Below are 18,685 nucleotides of genomic sequence, written 5' to 3'. Positions count from 1 at the left end.
TATCGCTGCGCCGGTGATGGGCGGGCCGGGAGTCCGTCGGGGCCGCGGCTTCCCGGCGCCTTCGGTTCGGCGGCGGCCCGTCGGTAGGCGCCTCGTCGCGACTCGGTTGACACCAGGATGCCGCGCGCCTAGGTTGTTGCGCAACAGCAACACAACATTGCGCAACGTCGCCGATGTGCGGCGGAGCCCGAACCGTCTTGAGGAGAACCGCATGAGCCGCGTGCTGCTAGCCGGAGAGTCGTGGATCAATGCCGCGACGGACTACAAGGGCTACGACGCCTTCCCGCACGCCCAGCTGGAGATCGGCTGCGCCAAGCTGCTCGAGGCGCTCGCCGCCGAGGGCCACGACGTCACGCACCTCCCGTCCCACCTCGTCGCGACCGACTTCCCGTCGACCCTCGAGGAGCTCGACGCCTACGACGTCGTCCTCCTGTCGGACATCGGCGCGAACACCCTGCTGCTCCCGCCCGTCGTGTTCTCCGAGGGACGCCCCTTCCCGAACCGCATCAAGCTCCTCGCCGAGTGGGTGCGTCGCGGCGGCGGCCTCATGATGGCCGGCGGCTACCTCAGCTTCCAGGGCTTCCAGGCCAAGGCCAACTACCACGGCACCGCGGTCGAGGCCGTCCTGCCGGTCGAGATCCTCCCGTACGACGACCGCGAGGAGACCCCCGAGGGCATCAGCGGCGTCCTGACCGACGTCGAGCACCCCGTGACCGCGGGCCTCGACGCCGAGTGGCCCATCCTGCTCGGCTACCAGAAGCTCACGGCCAAGGCCGACGCGACCGTCCTCGCGACGATCGAGGGTCGCCCGCTGGTCGCCGTCCGCACCGAGGGCGAGGGCCGCACGCTGGCCTTCGCGTCCGACATCTCCCCGCACTGGGCACCCCGCGAGTTCATGGAGTGGTCCGGCTACGGCAAGCTCTTCGGCCAGGCGATCACCTGGCTCGCAGGCTGATGAGCGCCCACCCCGAGGGCGGGGTCACCCCCGCCCTCGCCCCGCAGGTCACGGCCTCCCCGGAGGTGACCGTCGTCGGCAGCCTGAACATGGACATCCGGCTGACCGTCGACCGGATCCCGCGCTCGGGCGAGACCATCAGCGCGGCCGGGCTCAAGCGTTCGCCCGGCGGCAAGGGGGCCAACCAGGCCGTCGCCGCCGCGCGCCTGGGCCGTCGCGTCGCGATGGTCGGGGCCGTCGGGGACGACGACGCGGGCCGCGCGATCACGACCCGACTCGTGGCCGAGGGGCTCGACGTCGCGTCGGTCGCGATCTCCGAGCAGCCCACCGGCACCGCCGTGATCCTCTGGGAGCAGCCCGAGTCCACGATCGTCATCGAGGCGGGCGCCAACGGCGACGTCGACGAGCAGTTCGTCGACTCGCGCGACGCCGCGGTCCGGGCGGTCGCCGACGCACAGGTCGTCCTGTGCCAGTGCGAGACCCCGCTCGGTGCGCTCGCCGCCGTCACGCGCCTCGCGACCGGGACGACGATCCTCAACCCGGCCCCCGCGGTCCCGGTCCCGACCGAGATCCGCGACCGGTTCCACGTCCTGGTCCCCAACCGGTTCGAGCTCGCGACCCTCGCGGGCGCGAACGAGGCCCCCGGGTCGCTCGCCGACGTCGTGGCCATGGTCCGAGGTCTCGCCTTCCCGGGCGACGTCGTCGTGACCCTCGGGGCCGACGGCTCGGTCGTGGTGCCCCGCGACGGGCTGCCGACCCCCGTCCCCGCCGTGCGCGTCGACGCGATCGACACGACCGCCGCGGGCGACAGCTTCTGCGCAGCGCTCGCCGACGGGCTGCTGCGCGGGGAGGACCTCGTCGGGGCCGCCCGCTGGGCAGCCCGCGTCGCGGCCGTCACGACCACTCGCGACGGGGCCATCGAGTCCCTGCCGCTCGCCGACGAGGTGCCCGCCGCACCGCAGGACCCCACGCCGGAGCACTGACCCTCACGACCCGTCCGACCGCACGACCCCCACCCCGCACGACCCCCACCCAGCCCGACCACTCAGCGTCGACCCAGGGCTGGCCGTTCGATCGGTCCACCGATCCGACGTACCGTCGAAAGATGAAAGGCACGGCCAAGCAATGAAGCACACCACGCCGGAGACCGCCTCCCGCTCGGGAGGCGCCCAGACGGTCGCTGCGTCGCAGCGCAACAAGGTCAAGAGCACCGCGACCGCGCTCCTCGTCCTCGCGACCGTCCTCGCCGGAGCCCTCGGCCCCATGCAGGCCGCGGTCAACGGTCAGCTCGGCAAGACGATCGGCGACGGCCACGCAGCCGCCCTCATCTCGTTCGGCACGGGCCTGGTCCTGATGTTCGTCATCGTGTTCGCGCGCCCCGTGACGCGGCGCGAGGCGCTCTCGATCCCGAGCCTCATCAAGGGCCGCACGATCCCGTGGTGGAACTTCCTCGCGGGCCTCTGCGGCGCCGTCATCGTGCTCTCGGAGGGCGTGACGGTCGGCGTCCTGGGCGTCGCGACGTTCCAGATCTCGCTCATCTCGGGTCTGGTCATCTCGGGCGTGATCTGCGACCGCCTGGGCGTCACGGCCTCGGTCAAGCAGCCGCTCACGTTCTTCCGCCTCGCGGGCGCCGTCCTCGCGATCGTCGCGACCGTCATCGTCATCTCGCCGAACTTCTCGACCCCGCACACGATCGCCCTCGCGATCATGCCGTTCGTCGGCGGTCTCCTCGCCGGCTGGCAGCCCGCAGGCAACGCCGCGGTCGCCGACGCCACGGGCTCGATGCTCGTCTCGATCGGCTGGAACTTCCTGGTCGGCTTCACGGCCCTGGGCATCGCCTACGGGATCCGCGCCATGACCTCGGGCGTCGACTTCCAGCTGCCGCCCACGTGGTGGATGTACCTCGGCGGCCCGCTCGGCCTCCTCTCGATCGCTCTCATGGCGCTGCTCGTCCGGGGCCTCGGGCTGCTGCTCCTGGGCCTCGCGTCCACGGCGGGCCAGCTCGTCGGCTCGCTCCTGATCGACTGGGCCGTCCCGTCGCTCGGCCACACGATCTACGCGGCCACGATCATCGGCACCGTGATCGCGCTCGTCGCGGCGGTGATCGGCATGATCCCGTCCGGTAAGTCGACCGAGACCTCGTCCGGCGTGAGCGGTGACGCAGCAGTGGCCGCCGCCGTCGGCGGTGGTGAGGCAGGAGAGGTGAGCCCGCGATGAACGTCACGCCGGCCGGATTCGTCCAGACGGTCACCGGACCCGTCGCGGTGCACGACCTGGGGCTGACCCTGCCCCACGAGCACCTGTTCAACGACCTGTCGGGAGTGCTCGACGCGCCCAGCTACGAGTTCTCCCGGGCCGTGGTCCGCGAGCCCGTGTCGGCGTCGGTCGCCTGGGCCCTGCGCCAGGACCCGTACTGCTGCGCCGACAACATCGCCGACAAGCCCGTCGCCGCGGTCGAGGCGGAGATCCGCAGCTTCGCGGCCCTCGGTGGACGGACCGTCGTGGACGCGACGTCGAGCGAGGCGATCGGGCGCAACCCTGAGCGCCTCGCGGACGTCGCGAGCCGCACCGGCCTCAACGTCGTCATGGGCGCGGGCGCCTACCTCGAGAAGTTCGAGGGCGAGCGCATCACGGCCCAGGCCGTGGAGGCCCAGGCCGCGGCGATCTCGCGCGAGCTGTCGGACGGCGTGCGGGACACGGGCATCCGGCCCGGCGTGATCGGGGAGATCGGCGTCTCGCCGGACTTCACCGCGGGGGAGCGGGCGTCGCTGCGCGCCTCGGCACTGGCGCAGCTCGAGCACCCGCACGTCGCCATGCAGATCCACCTGCCGGGCTGGCAGCGTCGCGCGCACGAGATCCTCGACCTCGTGCTCGACGAGGTGGGCGTGCGGCCGGAGAAGGTCGTGCTGTGCCACATGGACCCCTCGGCCGAGGACCCCGAGTACCAGCGGGCCGTCGCGGAGCGGGGCGTGTGGCTCGAGTTCGACATGGTCGGCATGGACATCACCTACCCCAAGGAGGGTGTCTCGCCCGACCCGCACACCACGGCGGGCGCGGTGCACCGGCTCATCGACGCGGGGTTCGCGGGCCAGGTGCTCATGAGCCACGACGTGTTCCTCAAGCAGATGTGGGTGCAGAACGGCGGGAACGGGTTCGCCTACGTGCCCACGGTCTTCACCGAGATGCTCGCGCAGCGCGGGGTCGAGCGTGAGGTGCTGCGCCGCCTGACGCACGAGAACCCGGCGACGATGCTGACGGCGTGACCGCGTGACCGCGAGGTAGGACGTGCTGCGCGAGGTAGTGCGCGGTGCGTTCTACCTCGCGCAGCACGTCCTACCTCGGCCCCGTGCTCCGGCCCGACGGCGGGGCGACCGTCGAGCGGTCGGCGCGCCACGTCGTCGGGCCGGTGGAAGACTCGGCCCATGCGATTTCGGACCACGATCCTCCAGAGCGGCAAGACGGCCACCGGCATCCCCGTGCCGGACGACGTGGTCGCCGCGCTCGACGCGGGCAAGCGTGTCCCGGTGCGCGTCACGGTCGGCGGGCACACCTACCGCAGCTCGGTCGCGCCGTACCAGGGCCGGTTCATGATCGCGCTCAGCGCCGAGAACCGGGAGGCCGCCGGGGTGTCGGGCGGCGACGAGGTGGACGTCGAGATCGAGGTCGACGACGCTCCGCGCGAGGTCGCCGTGCCCGACGACCTCGCGGCCGTGCTCACGCCCGCGGCGCGCGCCGCGTTCGACGCCCTGTCGTTCAGCCGCCGCCGCGCGCTGGTCGAGCCGATCGAGGCCGCGAAGACCCCCGAGACCCGGCAGCGGCGCATCGACAAGGCCGTCGAGGCCATCGCGGGACCGGCTCCCGGCACGTAGGGCCGTCGAGGTGGAAGGCGCCACGCGAGACCCCCTCTACGTCGAGCCCGGACCCGCCACGCCACCGAGCAGCGCGAAGGCGCTCTCCGCGGTGTCGACCAGCACGGTCGGGTTCGCGAGCACGGCCGGGTCCGTGGCGGCGAGCTGCACGGTCACGACGTAGCTGTCGCCCTCCGCGTCCTCCGCGAGCCACGATCCGGCCAGGACGCCCGGCGCGCTGCCACCCTTGAACGCGACGTAGGGCCACGCCTCGGCGTCGACCTCGATGCCGGGGTTGACCGAGAGCACCTCGCGCACGACGGGGTCCTGCTCGCCGCGCTCGTGCAACCAGACGTGTGCGGCGCACAGGTCCGACGACGTCGCGAACCAGTCGACGTCGTCCTGCCAGACGGGCGTGGTCACTCCCGCAGGGTCGACGTCGAGGGGCCCACCGGGCAGCGCGTCGAGCATCGCGCGCCGTCCCGCGGTGCCGGCCGCCCCCCACGCGGAGGCCTGCGACGGCGCTCCCCAGGCGATCGCGAACGCGTCGCGGGTCGTGAGGAACGGGGAGTTGAGCGACGGGTCCGCGTGCCCCAGCGCGGCCTGCGCGCGTTCGACCGCGTCGCGTCCCACGGCCTGGACGAGCAGGTCGGTCGCGGTGTTGTCGCTGATCGAGATCATGAGTCCGGCCGCCTCGCGCATCGTGACCACGGTGCCCGTGGGCGCGTCCTGGAGCTGGCCCGCGGGCAGCGACCGCACGTCGTCGGTCACGGTGAGCGCGTCGTCCCAGGTCAGCGTCCCGGCCTCGACGGCCTGCGACACGGCGCCCAGCACGTAGAGCTTGAAGATCGAGCCGAGCGGCAGCACCTCGTCCGCGTCCGAGCCGCCGGGGGCCTCCTCGACCGGCCGGCACGTCCCGTCGTCCAGGACCTGGGCCACGAGCAGCGAGCTCCGTGCGTCCACGGCGTCGAGACGTTCGCCCAGCTCGTCCCAGCTCTCGGCGGGCTCACGGTGCGGGTCGTCGCCCGGGCCGAAGAAGAGGGTCTCGATGCGGCTGTCCGCGTCGGCCCCGATCTGCATCGTGAAGAACTGACCGCTCGCGCCGACGATCGTCAGCGCGGCCTGCTGCTCGCCCGGGCCGACCGCGTCGACCGAGACCGGCACCCACTCCTGGTCCGCGCGGAGCTGCTCCAGCACGGGCACGAGCTGTGCGGCGGGCACCTGGTCCAGGAACGATCGCGCGAACCGCCGCTCGAGCGTCGCGGCGTCGGGGGACGCGTCCGCGTTGAGCACCTCGAGGACCCACCCTGCCGCCTTGCCGACGGTCCCGCCCGGCAGCGCGACCGCGGTCGGGGCCACGCTCGGCGTGGGGGACACCTCGGAGCCGGGACCGGGCGACGAGCACCCGGTCAGTGCGAGCCCCACGACGAGGAGGCCTCCTACGAGGGACGAGCGGCGGCGTCGGGCAGCAGGAGGGGAGGGCATCGGGACACCCTACGGAACACCCCTCGCACGGCGGGCGCGGACCCGCCGGGGCCGCCCGACCTCGACCTCAGGACGCGCGCGCGACGAAGCGCTTCACGACCCGCTTGGCCTCGCGTCCCGCGAACCGGCGCGCGAACACGCTCGCGGCAGCCGCCGCAGCGGCGAACGTCACGGCGCTGATGATGCCGACCTCCGGGTCGTCCAGGTCCTTGGGCGCGTCGTGCCCCGTCGCCTTGGCCCACGCGTAGCTCACGGCCTTCTGGGCGATCCAGCCTGCGGCCAGCGTCAGCGCGACGGTCGTGACCTTCTCGGCGAGGGTCTGCTCGTTCTCGGCCATGTGTGTTCCTCCGGTGAGGGTGAGGCGGGCGGGGCGGTGCCGCCGTCGTACCCGCAGGCCCGACGGCGAAGCTCACTCCCACCGTAGTCGTCCCCCGGGGCGCCGCGCTCCCCGGGGGACGTCACCCGCGAGAGCCCCGCCCGCGCCGTCGGGCCGAGGTGTAAAGTCGCAGGTGAACGACAGGGGAGCGCCGACCGCCCGGGACACCGGGCAACGGGCGCTGAGAGTGCGGACCACCGCAGACCCTCGAACCTGATCCGGTTAGCACCGGTGGAGGAAGTCGGGCTTCTCTAGCCTCGCTCACGGGACCTCCCGTGCGCGAGGTCCCCCTCCTGTGACGTCCAAGGAGGACACGTGAACACCATCAGTATCCGCCGCAGCACCCCCCGCAGGCTAGGCCTGGGGCTCGTCGGCGGGATCGGCGCGCTGGCCCTCGCGGCCTGCGCTGGCAGCACGGGCGCGGGATCGGGCGAGAGCGGGTCGAGCGCCGCGAGCAGCACCGTCACCCTCGTCACGCACGACTCGTTCAACGTCAGCGAGGACGTCCTCGCCGCGTTCGAGAAGGAGTCCGGGCTGACCGTCGAGCAGGTCGCCCCCGGCGACGGCGGGGCGCTCGTCAACCAGCTCGTGCTCACCAAGGGCTCGCCGCTGGGCGACGTCGTGTTCGGCATCGACAACTCGTTCGCGACGCGCGCGATCGACGAGGGCGTGCTCGAGCCCTACACGCCCGCGGGCCTGGCCGGCTCGGCCGCGCAGTACGCGGTCGGCGACGGCGCGCTCACACCCGTGGACCTGGGCGACGTGTGCGTCAACGTCGACCACACCTGGTTCGCCGACAAGGGCCTCGCGGAGCCCGTGACCCTCGACGACCTCACCAAGCCCGAGTACAAGGACCTGCTCGTCGTCACCAACCCCGCGACGTCGTCGCCCGGGCTGTCGTTCCTGCTCGCGACGGTCGGCGCGTACGGAGAGGACGGCTGGGAAGGTTACTGGGCCGAGCTCAAGGACAACGGCGTCAAGGTCGTCGACGGCTGGTCCGACGCCTATTCGGTCGACTTCTCGGGCTCCGAGGGCAAGGGCCCGCGCCCCCTCGCGCTGTCCTATTCCACGTCGCCCGCGTTCACCGTGTCCGAGGACGGCACCTCGACCAGCACGGGCGCGCTGCTCGACACGTGCTTCCGCCAGGTCGAGTACGCGGGCGTGCTCGCCGGCGCCGAGAACCCCGAGGGCGCCAAGAAGCTCGTCGACTTCCTCGTGAGCGACGCGTTCCAGGCCGACATCGCGGACAACATGTACATGTACCCCGCGAACGCGGACGTCGCTCTGCCCGAGGGGTGGGCCGAGTTCGCGCCGCTGTCCCCGGCGCCGTTCGAGGTCGCTCCCGCCGACATCACGGCGCACCGCGACGAGTGGATCAAGGCGTGGACGTCGACGGTGATCGGCTGAGCATGATGCCCGTGAGCCGCGGCGTGCCCGCGGTCGTGCAGCGCGGCGGGCGGGTCCTCCTGTGGGGGCTCGCCGCCGGGCTGCCGCTGCTGTTCCTCGGGGTGTTCTTCGCGTGGCCCGTCGTGACGCTGGTCGCGCGCGGGTTCGTGACCCAGGACGCCTCGGGTGCCTCGCTGGACCTTTCCGGCTTCGCCGAGGTGTTCTCCGAGCCGCGGACCTGGCGCATCATCGGGCTCACGCTGTGGCAGGGCATCCTCGGGACCGTGATCTCGCTGCTGCTCGGCGTGCCCGGCGCCTACGTGCTGTACCGGTGCAGGTTCCGGGGGCGCACGTTCCTGCGGGCCTTCGTGACCGTGCCGTTCGTGCTGCCGACCGTCGTGGTCGGCGTCGCGTTCCGCTCGCTGCTCGTCGAGGGCGGGCTGCTCGGGTTCCTGCGGCTCGACGGCACGTTCGGGGCGATCGTCCTGGCGCTCGTGTTCTTCAACTACTCGGTCGTGGTCCGCACGGTCGGCGGGCTGTGGGAGCACCTCGACCCGCGCGCCGAGGAGGCGGCCCGCGCCCTCGGCGCCTCGCCCTGGCGTGCGTTCCGGTCCGTGACGCTGCCGTCCCTGGCGCCGGCCATCGCGTCCGCGGCGTCGATCGTGTTCCTGTTCTGCGCGACGGCGTTCGGCGTCGTGCTCGTCCTGGGCGGCGTCCAGTACGGGACCATCGAGACCGAGATCTGGATCCAGACCACCCAGTTCCTCGACCTGCGCACCGCGGCCGTGCTGTCCGTGGTGCAGCTCGTGGTCGTCGTGGTCGCGCTGAGCGTCGCGAACCGGACCCGCTCCCGGCGCGAGCGCGCCCTCAACCTGTCCGCCGCGACGTCCGCTGCCCGGCCGCTGCGCCTGCGGGCCGACGCCGCCCCGCTCGCGGTGACCGCCGTCGTCGTGCTGGGCCTGATCGCGCTGCCGCTCGTCAACCTCCTCGTCCGGTCGTTCCAGACTCCTGCCGGGTGGAGCCTCGCGAACTACGCGAACCTCGGCACGACCGGCGGTCGCAACGCCCTGACCGTGACCGTGTGGGAGGCGACCGCGAACTCGCTGCGCACCGCGGCGCTCGCGACGCTCATCGCGGTCGTGGTCGGGGGGCTCGTGGCTCTCGTCGTCTCCCGGCGCCCCCGCTCGCGAACGGGGCGGCGGGCGATCAGCGCGCTCGACTCGGTCTTCATGCTCCCGCTCGGGGTCTCGGCCGTGACGGTCGGGTTCGGCTTCCTCATCACGCTCGACAAGCCGCTCGGCCTCGACGTGGACCTGCGGACCTCCGGGCTGCTCGTCCCGATCGCCCAGGCGGTCGTCGCGATCCCGCTCGTCGTGCGGACCGTGCTGCCCGTGCTGCGTGCGATCGACCCGCGCCTGCGCGAGGCCGCCGCGACCCTCGGGGCGTCGCCCGCCCGCGTGTTCGCCGCGGTCGACGGTCCCATCGCCGCCCGGTCGCTGGGCCTCGCGATCGGGTTCGCGTTCGCGGTGTCGCTCGGGGAGTTCGGCGCGACGTCGTTCCTCGCCCGGCCCGACACCGCGACGCTCCCCGTGGTCATCTTCCGGCTCATCGGCAGGCCCGGCGCGGAGAACTACGGCATGGCACTGGCCGCGAGCGTCGTGCTCGCGGTCCTCACGGCAACAGTGATGATGGTGGCGGAGCGCCTGCGCGGCGACCGCTCGGCAGGAGAGTTCTGATGGACGGAGCCCAGGTGGTGGAGCGAACGACCGGTGGTCCCACGGCGTCGCATGACCCTCACGAGGTCTCGGCGGGCCGGGGGCTCGCGGTGCGCGACGTCGTCGTGCACTACCCGGACCCCGCGTCCGGCAAGGGGCCCGGGACGACGGCCGTGCGCGGCGTGAGCCTCGACCTCGCCCCGGGCGAGGTGCTCGCGCTGCTCGGCCCGAGCGGGTGCGGCAAGTCGAGCCTGCTACGCGCCGTCGCGGGGCTCGAACCCGTGGCCGCCGGGTCCGTGTCCTGGGACGGGCGCGACCTCGTGGGCGTGCCCGTGCACCGGCGCGGGTTCGGGCTCATGTTCCAGGAGGGGCAGCTCTTCCCGCACCGCGACGTCGCGGGGAACGTGGCGTTCGGCCTGCGGATGGCAGGCGTGAAGCGCCCCGCCGCGGCGGGACGGGTGGCCGAGCTGCTCGACCTCGTGGGCCTCGCGGGGTACGCGCAGCGACCCGTCGCGACGCTCAGCGGCGGCGAGCGCCAGCGCGTCGCGCTCGCCCGCGCGCTCGCCCCGGAGCCGCAGCTCCTGCTGCTCGACGAGCCGCTGTCCGCGCTCGACCGCGGGCTGCGCGACCGGCTCGCGGGCGACCTGCGCGCCGCGCTCGTCGCGACCGGGACCACCGCGCTGTTCGTCACGCACGACCACGACGAGGCCTTCACCGTGGCCGACCGCGTCGCCGTCATGGACGCCGGACGGCTGCTCCAGGTCGCCGCACCCGAGGACCTGTGGCGCGCGCCCGCGTCGCGGCGGGTCGCGGAGTTCCTGGGGTACCAGGCCTTCGTGCGGGCGACGGCGGGTGGCCCGGCGGGCGGCGGCGCGCTGCTGGCGATCGGGCCGACGGGGCTCGTGCTCGCGACTCCTTCTCCCGCCGGTGCGCCAGAACGGGCGAGGGGTGGTTCTGACAGCTCGGAGGGGTGGGCCGGGACGGTCGTGCGCAGCACCTTCCGTCGCGGGCGCACGGAGGTCACGGTCGACGTGGACCTCGGTGCGGGGACCCAGCGCGTCGTCGCGCTCGGCTCGCCGCCCGGCGGTGCCACGACGACCACGCCCGACGCCGCCGCGCACCCCCCGTTCGCGCCTGCACCGGGGGAGCGGGTCCGGGTCCAGCTCGACCGTGCGGGCTGCGCGGTGGTCCCGGGGTAGAGGCGGCACCCGCCCTGCGACCGACCGGCTCCCGCGTTAGCGTCGAACGATGACGAAGACCACGAGCGACCACGTGTCCGACCGCACCGAGGAGCACGGCGGCAAGGCCGCGAAGATCCTGTACCGGCCGTTCGGGCTGGCGAGCTCGATCATCGGCGGGCTGATCGCCGGCCAGGTGTTCAAGCAGGTCTACAAGCGCGTCTCCCCGGGCCACCGCAAGGACGCCCCCACGCCGCTGCAGTCCGAGTACCCGCTGCGCGAGATCCTCGTCGCGTCCCTCATCCAGGGAGCGGTGTTCTCCGGGGTCAAGGCGCTCATCGACCGCGGCGGGGCGCGGGTCTTCCAGAAGTGGACGGGGGAGTGGCCGGGCGACTGAGCGGCTTCACACGGGTCCCGCGTCCCTGACCAGCACCGCGAGCTGCGTCCTGTTCTCCAGGCCCAGCTTGTCCAGGACGCTCGACACGTGGGCCTTGACGGTCGGGAGGCTGAGGTAGAGCTCGCGCCCGATGTCCGCGTTGCTCGCGCCGCGCCCGACGGCGAGCGCGACCTCGCGCTCGCGTCCCGTCAGGCGGTCGAGCGACTCCGCAGCTCGCGCCCGCGCCTCGCCGACCGAGGCGGCCGACGCCATGAGGCGTCGCGCGACGTCGGGCGAGAGCACCGGTTCCCCGGCAGCGGCCGCCAGGACGGCTGCGGCGATCCGGGCCGGGGGCATGTCCTTCAGGAGATAGCCGACGGCCCCCGCGCGGAGCGCGCCGAGCACCTCGTCCTCGGTGTCGAACGTCGTGAGCACGACGACGGCGGGCGGGTCGGTCCGTGCGCGCACCCGGGCCGTCGCGGTGATCCCGTCGACCCGTGGCATCCGCAGGTCCATGAGGACCACGTCGAGCGGGTGGGCGTCGAGGAGGCCGGGGACCTCCGCACCGTCGGCGGCCTCCCCGACGACCTCGATGCCGTGGGTGCCGTGCAGCATCATGCGCAGGCCGGACCGCACCAGGGCGTCGTCGTCGACGATGGCGATCCTCACGGGGTCGGTCATGCGTCCCACGGTAGCGACACCGTGAGCCGGAACCCGGCACCGCCGGTGGCCGGACCGGCGAGGACCTCGCCGCGCAGCAACCCTGCCCGTTCACGGAGGCCCACGAGCCCCGTCCCCGTTCCCTGACGCGAGGGGACGTTCCCGGGGGAGGGACCGTCGTCGGACACGTCGACCCGGACCTCGCCCGGGACCACCACGACCGCGACGCGGACCGGGCTGCCGGGCGCGTGGCGGCGGGCGTTGGTCAGTCCTTCCTGCACGGCGCGGAAGGCCGCGGCCTGCACGGTGGCCGGGACCCCGGCGGGGTCGCCGTGCTGCTCCCAGTCGACGTCGACGCCCGCGACGCGGGACTCCTCCACGAGCCGCGGGACGTCGGCCAGGCCGGAGGCAGGGCGCAGGGCGTCGGGCTCGGCGCGCAGCACGCCCACGACCTCCCGGAGCTCCTCGAGCGCCGCGCTCACGCCCTCACGGACCAGGCCTGCGGCGCGAGCGACCTCTGCGGGCGGCGTGTCCGGCCGGAACTCGAGCGCGCCCGCGACGGTCGCGAGCAGGGAGAGCCGGTGGGCGAGGGTGTCGTGCATCTCGCGGGCGATGCGCGCACGCTCGGCGGCCCGGGCCTCCCGCACACGGAGCTCCTGCTCGCGCTCGGCCCGCCGTGCCCGCTCCCGGAGGTCGGCGACGACCTGGGCGCGGGCCTGGGCGAAAGCACCCCAGCCGACGAGCGCGGCGTGCACGGCCGCGTCGCACAGCAACCACCAGCCGAGCGGGAGGCCCACCGGGCGCCACAGGGCCTGGACCGCGTGCCCCGCGAACCCTGCTGCGGCGACGAGCACCGCGACCCGCAGCGGTCGGCGGCGGGCGACCTCGAGCGTCGCCACGGTCGACGCCGGGGTCGCTGCGGGAGACAGGGCGGCGAGCGCGGCCAGCACGAGGGCGGGTCCGACCGGCCCGGCGAGCACCGCCGTGACGCGCGGCGTCCGCGCTCCCCGCGGCGACCACCACAGGAGCGGGGCGAGGGCCACGGCGACCAGGGCGACCCCGAGGTCGAGCACCACGCGCGAGCCGGACTCCTGCGGCAGGACCCCCCACAGCATCAGTGCGGTGAGCGCGCCCACGGCGAGCACGACCCATGCCAGCACGGCCCGTGAGGGGGCGGGCGGAGGCGAGCATTCCTCGGTCGGAGAGCTGTTCATGCGGCCAGCGTAGGGACGCCCGTCGCCGGGCCACCACCGACTTTCGGAGGGGGGAGGGGGCCGTCGGTCGGGCCGCTGACAGCCGTCGGGAGGGTCCGGCGGGACCGGTGCGCGGGGCACGGTGGGGAACGCCGGCCACCCGGTCGGCGCAGGCTCCGCAGGGAGCTCTGGCGGCAGAAGGAGGAGTCATGGACGCGAACGGCACACGGACGACGCGCACAGGCACGAGAAGCACGGGGACGACCAGCGCGGGCACGAGCACCGTGGGCAGGCCGACGCGGCGGCTGCCCGCGTGGTGCGTGCCGCTGCTCGCGGCGGTCGCCGCGGTGCTCGTCTGGGCGGTGGGGACGGCGGCGGGCGTCGAGGCCGTCGTGGGAGACGCTGGCGGCGGCATGGAGGTCGGGCCGGCCGCGGTGGTCGTGACCTCTCTGGTCGTCGGCTTCGCCGGGTGGGGTGTCCGGTCGCTGCTGCGCAGGACCGGTCGGGCGCCGAGGGCGGGGCGCACGCCGGGCGAGCGGGCCTGGACGGTGACCTGCGCCGTCGTGCTCCTGGTGTCCCTGCTCGGCCCCCTGGGCGCGACGAGCACGTCCGCGACGCTGCTCCTCCTCGCGCTCCACGTCACGGTCGGGGCCGTGGTCGCGCTGGGGCTGAGACGCTGAGCGCGCGGGGACGGCGGCCCTGAGCCGCCCGCCGGAGGGCCCGACGGCGCCCGCGCACCTGCGCGCGCCGCGAGCCCTCGCGCGTGCCACGGTGGGACCAGGGACCGATGAGTTCGCGGCCCGGTCCTGGTCCAACCGTCGTACCGGCAGACTCCCGAAGGGACCCATCATGGCCAAGCTCGTCTCGACCCTGTTCATCTCGCTCGACGGCGTGGCCGAGATCGACCCGGCCTGGCACTTCCCCTACTTCGACGAGCACATGGGAGCGGCAGTCGACGAGGACTACACGGGTGTCGACACCCTGCTCCTGGGGCGCGTCACCTACGACAGCTTCGCGGGCGCGTGGCCAGGACGCGAGGAGGCCGGCGAGGAGGACGCCGTGTTCGCGAAGCGGCTCGGGGACGTGCGCAAGATCGTCGCGACCCGGGGCGACGCGGACCTCGGCTGGCGCAACGTCGAGCGGATCGACGGGGACCTGGTCGAGTCCGTGACGACGCTCAAGGAGACCCCCGGCATCGCGAAGGTCCTCGTCGCGGGGTCGCTCTCGGTGGTCCGCCAGCTCCTCGCCGCCGGGCTCGTCGACGAGCTGAGCCTGCTGGTCCACCCCGTCGCCGCGCGCAAGGGCGAGCGTCTCTTCGACGAGGGGGAGCCGATCTACCCCCTGCACCTGCTGCGCTCCGAGGTCTTCCCCACGGGGGTCGTGCACCTGGTCTACGGCCCGAGCGCCCTGCCGGGCAGCGAGGACTACGAGGACGTGAAGGACAAGGTGCCGGGCGGTGCGGAGGGCTGACCGCCCGCCCGCCCGGTTCGTGGCGCCGCTGACGCGTGGGCCGCGTCGGCCGCGTCTCGGCCGGACACCTACCGACCATATGGTTGGATTTGACCGGTGAACTCGTTGCGGAGGCATGTCCTCACTGTTGTCCTGCCCGGTGTGCTCGGTGCGACCCTTCTGACAGGGTGCGCGTCACCCACGGACGCCGGTGGAGACGGCCCAGCGACCGACGCTCCCGCCCCCGCAGCTGCCTCGGAGACCCCGTCGGCGTCGGGGGCGTGCGACCTGATCGGTGCCGACCAGGTGACCGCGCTGGCCGGTCAGTCCCTCGACGGCCCGTTCGAGACGACGGTCGCCGGCAGCGTCGAGTTCCCCGCCTGCGTCTGGGGCGACCCGGCGGGCGCCACGGTCCAGGTCTCGCGCATCCCGGCCGCGGACTGGGCACAGCAGCTGCCAGAGATGCTCCAGCAGCTCGAGGCCACCGGTCTCGTCGACGACGCGGAGAACACCCGCAAGATCCGCGAGGCGTCCGCGCTCGTCGGGACGGGCGAGAAGCTCGACGCGGTGCAGGCGTGCGAGATCTTCTCGACGACGATCGAGATCGCGGGCGGCGAGCCGGGCCGGACCGAGACGGTCAACATCGTGCCCTCGCTCGAGGACCCGCAGGCGCTCACGGGCCAGTCGTGCCGTGACGGGGTCTTCTCGTCCGTTCTCGTCATGAAGGACGGGATCACGGGCGCCCCCGAGGAGGTCGCGACGGTCGAGCAGGCCCTCGCGGCGGTAGCGGCCCACTAGCCCCTGCCCCATGCCCCCCGGCGAGAACGGGGTTGAGGTCGTCCGGGACAGCAGGACGACCTCAACCCCGTTCTCGACAGCCAGGAGACGAGCCAGTCGTCAGCTCCGCTGTTCCAGGTACCAGCCGATGAGCGCCTGCGTCGACGGGTCCTGCTCGGCGAGCGCCGCCGCGTCGCCGGCGACGGCCGGGGCGATCTCGTTCGCGAGCTTCTTGCCGAGCTCGACGCCCCACTGGTCGAACGAGTCGATGCCCCACACGACGCCCTGGACGAACGTGATGTGCTCGTAGAGCGCGATGAGCTGGCCCAGGACCGAGGGCGTGAGCGCGGGTGCGAGGATCGACGTCGTCGGGCGGTTGCCCGAGAACACGCGGGCGCTCACGAGGTCCTCGGCCGTGCCCTCGGCGCGGACCTCGTCGGCCGTCTTGCCGAACGCGAGGGCCTTGGTCTGCGCGAAGAAGTTCGCGAGGAACAGCGAGTGCACGTCGACCCCGCCCGCCGAGGAGTCCACCAGCGGGTGCGCCGGGTTCGCCACGGCGATGAAGTCCGCGGGGATCAGGCGCGTGCCCTGGTGGATGAGCTGGTAGAACGCGTGCTGCCCGTTGGTGCCGGGCTCGCCCCAGAAGACCTCGCCGGTGTCGGTCGTGACGGGCGAGCCGTCCCAGTGCACGGACTTGCCGTTGGACTCCATGGTGAGCTGCTGCAGGTACGCGGGGAAGCGGTGCAGGTACTGCGCGTAGGGCAGCACGGCGTGGGTGTGCGCGCCGAGGAAGTTGACGTTCCACACGTTGAGCAGTCCCATGAGCGCGGGCACGTTCTGCGCGAGGGGCGCGGTGCGGAAGTGCTCGTCGATCGCGTGGAAGCCGGCGAGGAACTCCTCGAAGCGGGCCGGGCCGATCGCGATCGCGAGCGACGTGCCGATCGCGGAGTCGACCGAGTAGCGCCCGCCGACCCAGTCCCAGAAGCCGAACGCGTTGGCGGGGTCGATCCCGAACGCCGCGACCTTGTCGAGGGCCGTGGAGACCGCGACGAAGTGCTTGCCGACGGCCTCGGCGCGGGCTGCGTCGTCCGCGTCCGCGGTGAGGGCCCCGACGGCCGTGAGCTCGGTCCAGAGCCAGTCGCGTGCGAGGCGCGCGTTGGTCAGGGTCTCGAGCGTCCCGAACGTCTTGGACGCGACGATGAACAGCGTGGTGCGCGGGTCGAGGCCCGCGGTCTTCTCGGCGACGTCGGTCGGGTCGATGTTGGACACGAACCGGACGTCGAGGTCCTCGGCCTTGTAGGGCAGCAGGGCCTCGTAGGCCATGACAGGGCCCAGGTCGGACCCGCCGATGCCGATGTTCACGACCGTGCGCACGCGCTCGCCCGTGACGCCCGTCCACTCGCCCGAGCGCACCTTGTCGGCGAACGCGTAGACCTTGGCGAGCTCGGCGTGCACGTCGTGGTCCACGTCCTGGCCGTCGACGACCAGCTCCGGGGTCGCCCCGGACGGGCGGCGCAGCGCGGTGTGCAGCACGGCGCGGTCCTCGGTCACGTTGATGTGGTCGCCGCGGAACATGGCGTCGCGGCGCCCGACCAGGTCGACGTCGTCCGCGAGGCGCACGAGCAGCTCGAGCGTCTCGTCGGTCACGAGGTTCTTCGACAGGTCGACGTGGAGGTCGGCGGCGTCGAACGTGAGGCGGTCGGCGCGGCCCGGGTCCTGGGCGAACCAGGTGCGCAGGTCGGGGGACAGCGCGGCCTGGTGGGCCGTGAGGTCGGCCCAGGCGGGAGTGGTGGTGGCGTCGATCGGCGGTGTGCTCGCAGTGCTCACGATGGTCTCGCTGCTCCCTGGTCGGTGGGGGTCGTGGGGTGTCGCGGGGTCTTGGCCGGACCCGACCACCGTAGGCCGCGACCTGCAGGGTTGTCCTGGTGGCTCACGGTGCGAGCGGTTGTGAGGTGCGCTGCCGGACAACCGTGCACGCCCGACGCCGGAGCGTCCGTCGGGCGTGCACGTCCCGGCGCGGCGTGGCCGCCGAGGAGCGGGTCAGGCGAGCTTCTTCTGCCACACGGCCGCGACCCCGACGGGCTCGAAGCCGAGCGCGACGTTGATTGCGAGCATGTGCTCGTTCTCCTGGGCGTTCCAGGTGTTGATGCGGCGCTCGCCGGGACGTCGCTCGGCATAGGCGCGCAGGTTGGCGACCTTGACGAGCGTCCCGAGGCGGTGGCCGCGGTGCTCGCGCAGCACGAGCGTGTCCTCCTGGAAGGCGAACGGGACGTCCGACACGGGGATCTGGAGCACCGAGAACGCGGTGAGCGTCCCGGTGGGCACGTGCTCGGCGACCGTGACGAGCACGTGCTGGTGGCGCCCGGCCATGTCGGCGAGGTAGGAGCGGACACGGGCCGCGTCCCACGGGCTCTCCTCGACGTCCAGGTCTGCGGAGGGCACGTCGGTGCTCATGCGGGTCCACAAGATCGCGACCTGGTCCTGCCATGCGGCCGGCACCTCGTCCCACCAGGTGTGCAGGCGGTAGTCGTCGCCCGCGAGCCGCGTCGCCTCACGCTCCAGGGTGTCGAGTCGCTCGGGGGCGACCGGCAGTCTCAGCACGGAGGCGCGCTCGACCTGTTCGAGCACGTAGCCGTGCCCCAGGGCGAAGCGCGCTCCCCGGGAGTCCTCGGGCACACGGCCTGCACCCGTGGGGGCGTCGAGCGCGCCGGGGCCGGGCGGGGGCTCGGGGGAGTGGTTGCTCGGCACGATGACCGTGGTGCGCCCGTCGGCGCGCGCGATCTCCTCGGCGCGGGCCAGCAGCGTCTCGCCGATGCCGCGGCCTTCGAGCGCGGGGCGGACCATGAGCGTGACGTACGCGAGGTGGGTGTTGGCGTCGGTCGCGAGCCACACGATCGCAGCGCCGCCGACGTCCTGCGGGCCGTGCGCGGCCTCGCGGTCGGCGGTGGCCGCCGCCTCGCCGTCGCCCGTCCCCGGGGCCGCAGCCTCGGGCAGCGCGAGGACCAGGACCTTGCGCTGGTACTCCTGGTGCTGGAGGACGCCGAGCATCACGGGCAGCGGCGCCCACCAGTCGGTCCAGCCCCAGGTCGCGAGCTGCACGTCGTGCTCGATGTCGGTGTAGGCCCGCACGGCCCAGACGTCGGGGTGGTCCAGTGCAGGCGGGACGGGCGGTGCGTCGACCGCGCGCCACGTCGTGGTCGGTGGGGCGGGTGGCGGGGTCGGGCTCGCCGTCCAGGGGTTCTCGTGGCCAACAGCGGTGTCGGTGCTCGTCATGCGTCCACCCTGGC

18 protein-coding genes and 1 riboswitch are annotated in these 18,685 nt (G+C 73.5%); of the genes, 12 read left to right on the top strand and 6 right to left on the bottom strand.

The window, feature by feature from the left end:
• The first annotated feature begins 211 nt into the window (after positions 1 to 211).
• The 5 genes from ACZDYF_RS14525 to ACZDYF_RS14505 all read left to right on the top strand — a co-directional run bounded on the left by ACZDYF_RS14525 (position 212) and on the right by ACZDYF_RS14505 (position 4,824).
• A complete protein-coding gene (locus ACZDYF_RS14525; RefSeq protein WP_191790257.1) occupies positions 212 to 955 on the top strand; it encodes a glutamine amidotransferase in 744 nt (247 codons plus the stop codon).
• On the top strand, positions 955 to 1,938 hold the full coding sequence (locus tag ACZDYF_RS14520) for a ribokinase (protein ID WP_475058407.1): 984 nt from the start codon (positions 955 to 957) through the stop codon (positions 1,936 to 1,938). The genes ACZDYF_RS14525 and ACZDYF_RS14520 overlap by 1 nt, the downstream gene beginning before the upstream one ends.
• 142 nt (positions 1,939 to 2,080) lie before the next feature.
• Positions 2,081 to 3,172, top strand: coding sequence for a DMT family transporter (locus ACZDYF_RS14515; RefSeq protein WP_475058404.1), 1,092 nt, complete (start codon positions 2,081 to 2,083; stop codon positions 3,170 to 3,172).
• Positions 3,169 to 4,218, top strand: a complete 1,050-nt coding sequence (locus ACZDYF_RS14510) for a phosphotriesterase family protein (RefSeq protein ID WP_475058401.1) — start codon at positions 3,169 to 3,171, stop codon at positions 4,216 to 4,218. The genes ACZDYF_RS14515 and ACZDYF_RS14510 overlap by 4 nt, the downstream gene beginning before the upstream one ends.
• Before the next feature lie 159 nt (positions 4,219 to 4,377).
• A complete protein-coding gene (locus ACZDYF_RS14505; RefSeq protein WP_475058398.1) occupies positions 4,378 to 4,824 on the top strand; it encodes a DUF1905 domain-containing protein in 447 nt (148 codons plus the stop codon).
• 36 nt (positions 4,825 to 4,860) lie between these two features.
• Here the strand turns inward: ACZDYF_RS14505 and ACZDYF_RS14500 are convergent, their stop codons facing one another.
• A complete protein-coding gene (locus ACZDYF_RS14500; RefSeq protein WP_475058395.1) occupies positions 4,861 to 6,288 on the bottom strand; it encodes a serine hydrolase in 1,428 nt (475 codons plus the stop codon).
• A 67-nt stretch (positions 6,289 to 6,355) separates the two neighbouring features.
• Positions 6,356 to 6,625: a DUF4235 domain-containing protein gene (locus tag ACZDYF_RS14495; RefSeq protein WP_138822447.1), complete on the bottom strand. Its 270-nt coding sequence runs from the start codon at positions 6,623 to 6,625 to the stop codon at positions 6,356 to 6,358.
• 171 nt (positions 6,626 to 6,796) lie between these two features.
• Positions 6,797 to 6,921, top strand: a riboswitch (TPP riboswitch).
• Positions 6,922 to 6,979: 58 nt separating this feature from the next.
• Between ACZDYF_RS14495 and ACZDYF_RS14490 the strand changes: the two genes are divergently transcribed.
• From ACZDYF_RS14490 to ACZDYF_RS14475, 4 genes are read left to right on the top strand one after another with little or no spacing between them, the layout of a single operon-like run.
• Positions 6,980 to 8,071, top strand: coding sequence for a thiamine ABC transporter substrate-binding protein (locus ACZDYF_RS14490; protein WP_475058391.1), 1,092 nt, complete (start codon positions 6,980 to 6,982; stop codon positions 8,069 to 8,071).
• Between the two features lie 2 nt (positions 8,072 to 8,073).
• A complete protein-coding gene (locus ACZDYF_RS14485) occupies positions 8,074 to 9,786 on the top strand; it encodes an ABC transporter permease (protein WP_475058848.1) in 1,713 nt (570 codons plus the stop codon).
• Positions 9,786 to 10,964 carry an ABC transporter ATP-binding protein gene (locus ACZDYF_RS14480; RefSeq protein WP_475058388.1) on the top strand — a complete coding sequence of 393 codons (1,179 nt, stop codon included), beginning with the start codon at positions 9,786 to 9,788 and terminating at the stop codon, positions 10,962 to 10,964. The genes ACZDYF_RS14485 and ACZDYF_RS14480 overlap by 1 nt, the downstream gene beginning before the upstream one ends.
• A gap of 49 nt (positions 10,965 to 11,013) precedes the next feature.
• Positions 11,014 to 11,340 carry a DUF4235 domain-containing protein gene (locus tag ACZDYF_RS14475; RefSeq protein WP_191790265.1) on the top strand — a complete coding sequence of 109 codons (327 nt, stop codon included), beginning with the start codon at positions 11,014 to 11,016 and terminating at the stop codon, positions 11,338 to 11,340.
• Positions 11,341 to 11,346: 6 nt separating this feature from the next.
• On the opposite strand, the gene ACZDYF_RS14470 is transcribed toward ACZDYF_RS14475, so the two are convergent.
• Together ACZDYF_RS14470 and ACZDYF_RS14465 are read right to left on the bottom strand one after the other, a co-directional pair.
• On the bottom strand, positions 11,347 to 12,000 hold the full coding sequence (locus tag ACZDYF_RS14470) for a response regulator (RefSeq protein WP_475058375.1): 654 nt from the start codon (positions 11,998 to 12,000) through the stop codon (positions 11,347 to 11,349).
• Positions 11,997 to 13,193 (bottom strand): sensor histidine kinase, encoded by a 1,197-nt coding sequence (locus tag ACZDYF_RS14465; RefSeq protein WP_475058370.1) that lies wholly within the window; start codon positions 13,191 to 13,193, stop codon positions 11,997 to 11,999. The genes ACZDYF_RS14470 and ACZDYF_RS14465 overlap by 4 nt, the downstream gene beginning before the upstream one ends.
• A 188-nt stretch (positions 13,194 to 13,381) precedes the next feature.
• Between ACZDYF_RS14465 and ACZDYF_RS14460 the strand changes: the two genes are divergently transcribed.
• The 3 genes from ACZDYF_RS14460 to ACZDYF_RS14450 all read left to right on the top strand — a co-directional run bounded on the left by ACZDYF_RS14460 (position 13,382) and on the right by ACZDYF_RS14450 (position 15,419).
• Positions 13,382 to 13,852 (top strand): DUF6069 family protein, encoded by a 471-nt coding sequence (locus tag ACZDYF_RS14460; RefSeq protein ID WP_225226873.1) that lies wholly within the window; start codon positions 13,382 to 13,384, stop codon positions 13,850 to 13,852.
• Between the two features lie 169 nt (positions 13,853 to 14,021).
• Positions 14,022 to 14,642, top strand: a complete 621-nt coding sequence (locus ACZDYF_RS14455) for a dihydrofolate reductase family protein (protein WP_191790268.1) — start codon at positions 14,022 to 14,024, stop codon at positions 14,640 to 14,642.
• A gap of 285 nt (positions 14,643 to 14,927) precedes the next feature.
• Positions 14,928 to 15,419: a hypothetical protein gene (locus ACZDYF_RS14450; protein ID WP_475058356.1), complete on the top strand. Its 492-nt coding sequence runs from the start codon at positions 14,928 to 14,930 to the stop codon at positions 15,417 to 15,419.
• A 99-nt stretch (positions 15,420 to 15,518) separates the two neighbouring features.
• On the opposite strand, the gene pgi is transcribed toward ACZDYF_RS14450, so the two are convergent.
• Both pgi and ACZDYF_RS14440 read right to left on the bottom strand, forming a co-directional pair.
• A complete protein-coding gene (gene pgi, locus ACZDYF_RS14445; RefSeq protein ID WP_475058351.1) occupies positions 15,519 to 17,225 on the bottom strand; it encodes a glucose-6-phosphate isomerase in 1,707 nt (568 codons plus the stop codon).
• Between the two features lie 213 nt (positions 17,226 to 17,438).
• Positions 17,439 to 18,671 carry a GNAT family N-acetyltransferase gene (locus tag ACZDYF_RS14440; RefSeq protein ID WP_475058348.1) on the bottom strand — a complete coding sequence of 411 codons (1,233 nt, stop codon included), beginning with the start codon at positions 18,669 to 18,671 and terminating at the stop codon, positions 17,439 to 17,441.
• Positions 18,672 to 18,685 lie beyond the last annotated feature (14 nt).

The organism is Oerskovia sp. PE-21s (genome assembly GCF_056158145.1).
Note: the sequence above shows the minus strand (reverse complement) of the source record. Positions and strands in the feature narration are given on the sequence as shown.

What these genes read in the sequence shown, in the direction of transcription:
- ACZDYF_RS14525 (WP_191790257.1), top strand. Translation starts at nt 212, where the DNA reads ATGAGCCGCGTGCTGCTAGCCGGAGAGTCGTGGATCAATGCCGCGACG.
- ACZDYF_RS14520 (WP_475058407.1), top strand. Translation starts at nt 955, where the DNA reads ATGAGCGCCCACCCCGAGGGCGGGGTCACCCCCGCCCTCGCCCCGCAG.
- ACZDYF_RS14515 (WP_475058404.1), top strand. Translation starts at nt 2,081, where the DNA reads ATGAAGCACACCACGCCGGAGACCGCCTCCCGCTCGGGAGGCGCCCAG.
- ACZDYF_RS14510 (WP_475058401.1), top strand. Translation starts at nt 3,169, where the DNA reads ATGAACGTCACGCCGGCCGGATTCGTCCAGACGGTCACCGGACCCGTC.
- ACZDYF_RS14505 (WP_475058398.1), top strand. Translation starts at nt 4,378, where the DNA reads ATGCGATTTCGGACCACGATCCTCCAGAGCGGCAAGACGGCCACCGGC.
- ACZDYF_RS14500 (WP_475058395.1), bottom strand. Translation starts at nt 6,288, where the DNA reads ATGCCCTCCCCTCCTGCTGCCCGACGCCGCCGCTCGTCCCTCGTAGGA.
- ACZDYF_RS14495 (WP_138822447.1), bottom strand. Translation starts at nt 6,625, where the DNA reads ATGGCCGAGAACGAGCAGACCCTCGCCGAGAAGGTCACGACCGTCGCG.
- ACZDYF_RS14485 (WP_475058848.1), top strand. Translation starts at nt 8,074, where the DNA reads ATGATGCCCGTGAGCCGCGGCGTGCCCGCGGTCGTGCAGCGCGGCGGG.
- ACZDYF_RS14480 (WP_475058388.1), top strand. Translation starts at nt 9,786, where the DNA reads ATGGACGGAGCCCAGGTGGTGGAGCGAACGACCGGTGGTCCCACGGCG.
- ACZDYF_RS14475 (WP_191790265.1), top strand. Translation starts at nt 11,014, where the DNA reads ATGACGAAGACCACGAGCGACCACGTGTCCGACCGCACCGAGGAGCAC.
- ACZDYF_RS14470 (WP_475058375.1), bottom strand. Translation starts at nt 12,000, where the DNA reads ATGACCGACCCCGTGAGGATCGCCATCGTCGACGACGACGCCCTGGTG.
- ACZDYF_RS14465 (WP_475058370.1), bottom strand. Translation starts at nt 13,193, where the DNA reads ATGAACAGCTCTCCGACCGAGGAATGCTCGCCTCCGCCCGCCCCCTCA.
- ACZDYF_RS14460 (WP_225226873.1), top strand. Translation starts at nt 13,382, where the DNA reads ATGGACGCGAACGGCACACGGACGACGCGCACAGGCACGAGAAGCACG.
- ACZDYF_RS14455 (WP_191790268.1), top strand. Translation starts at nt 14,022, where the DNA reads ATGGCCAAGCTCGTCTCGACCCTGTTCATCTCGCTCGACGGCGTGGCC.
- ACZDYF_RS14440 (WP_475058348.1), bottom strand. Translation starts at nt 18,671, where the DNA reads ATGACGAGCACCGACACCGCTGTTGGCCACGAGAACCCCTGGACGGCG.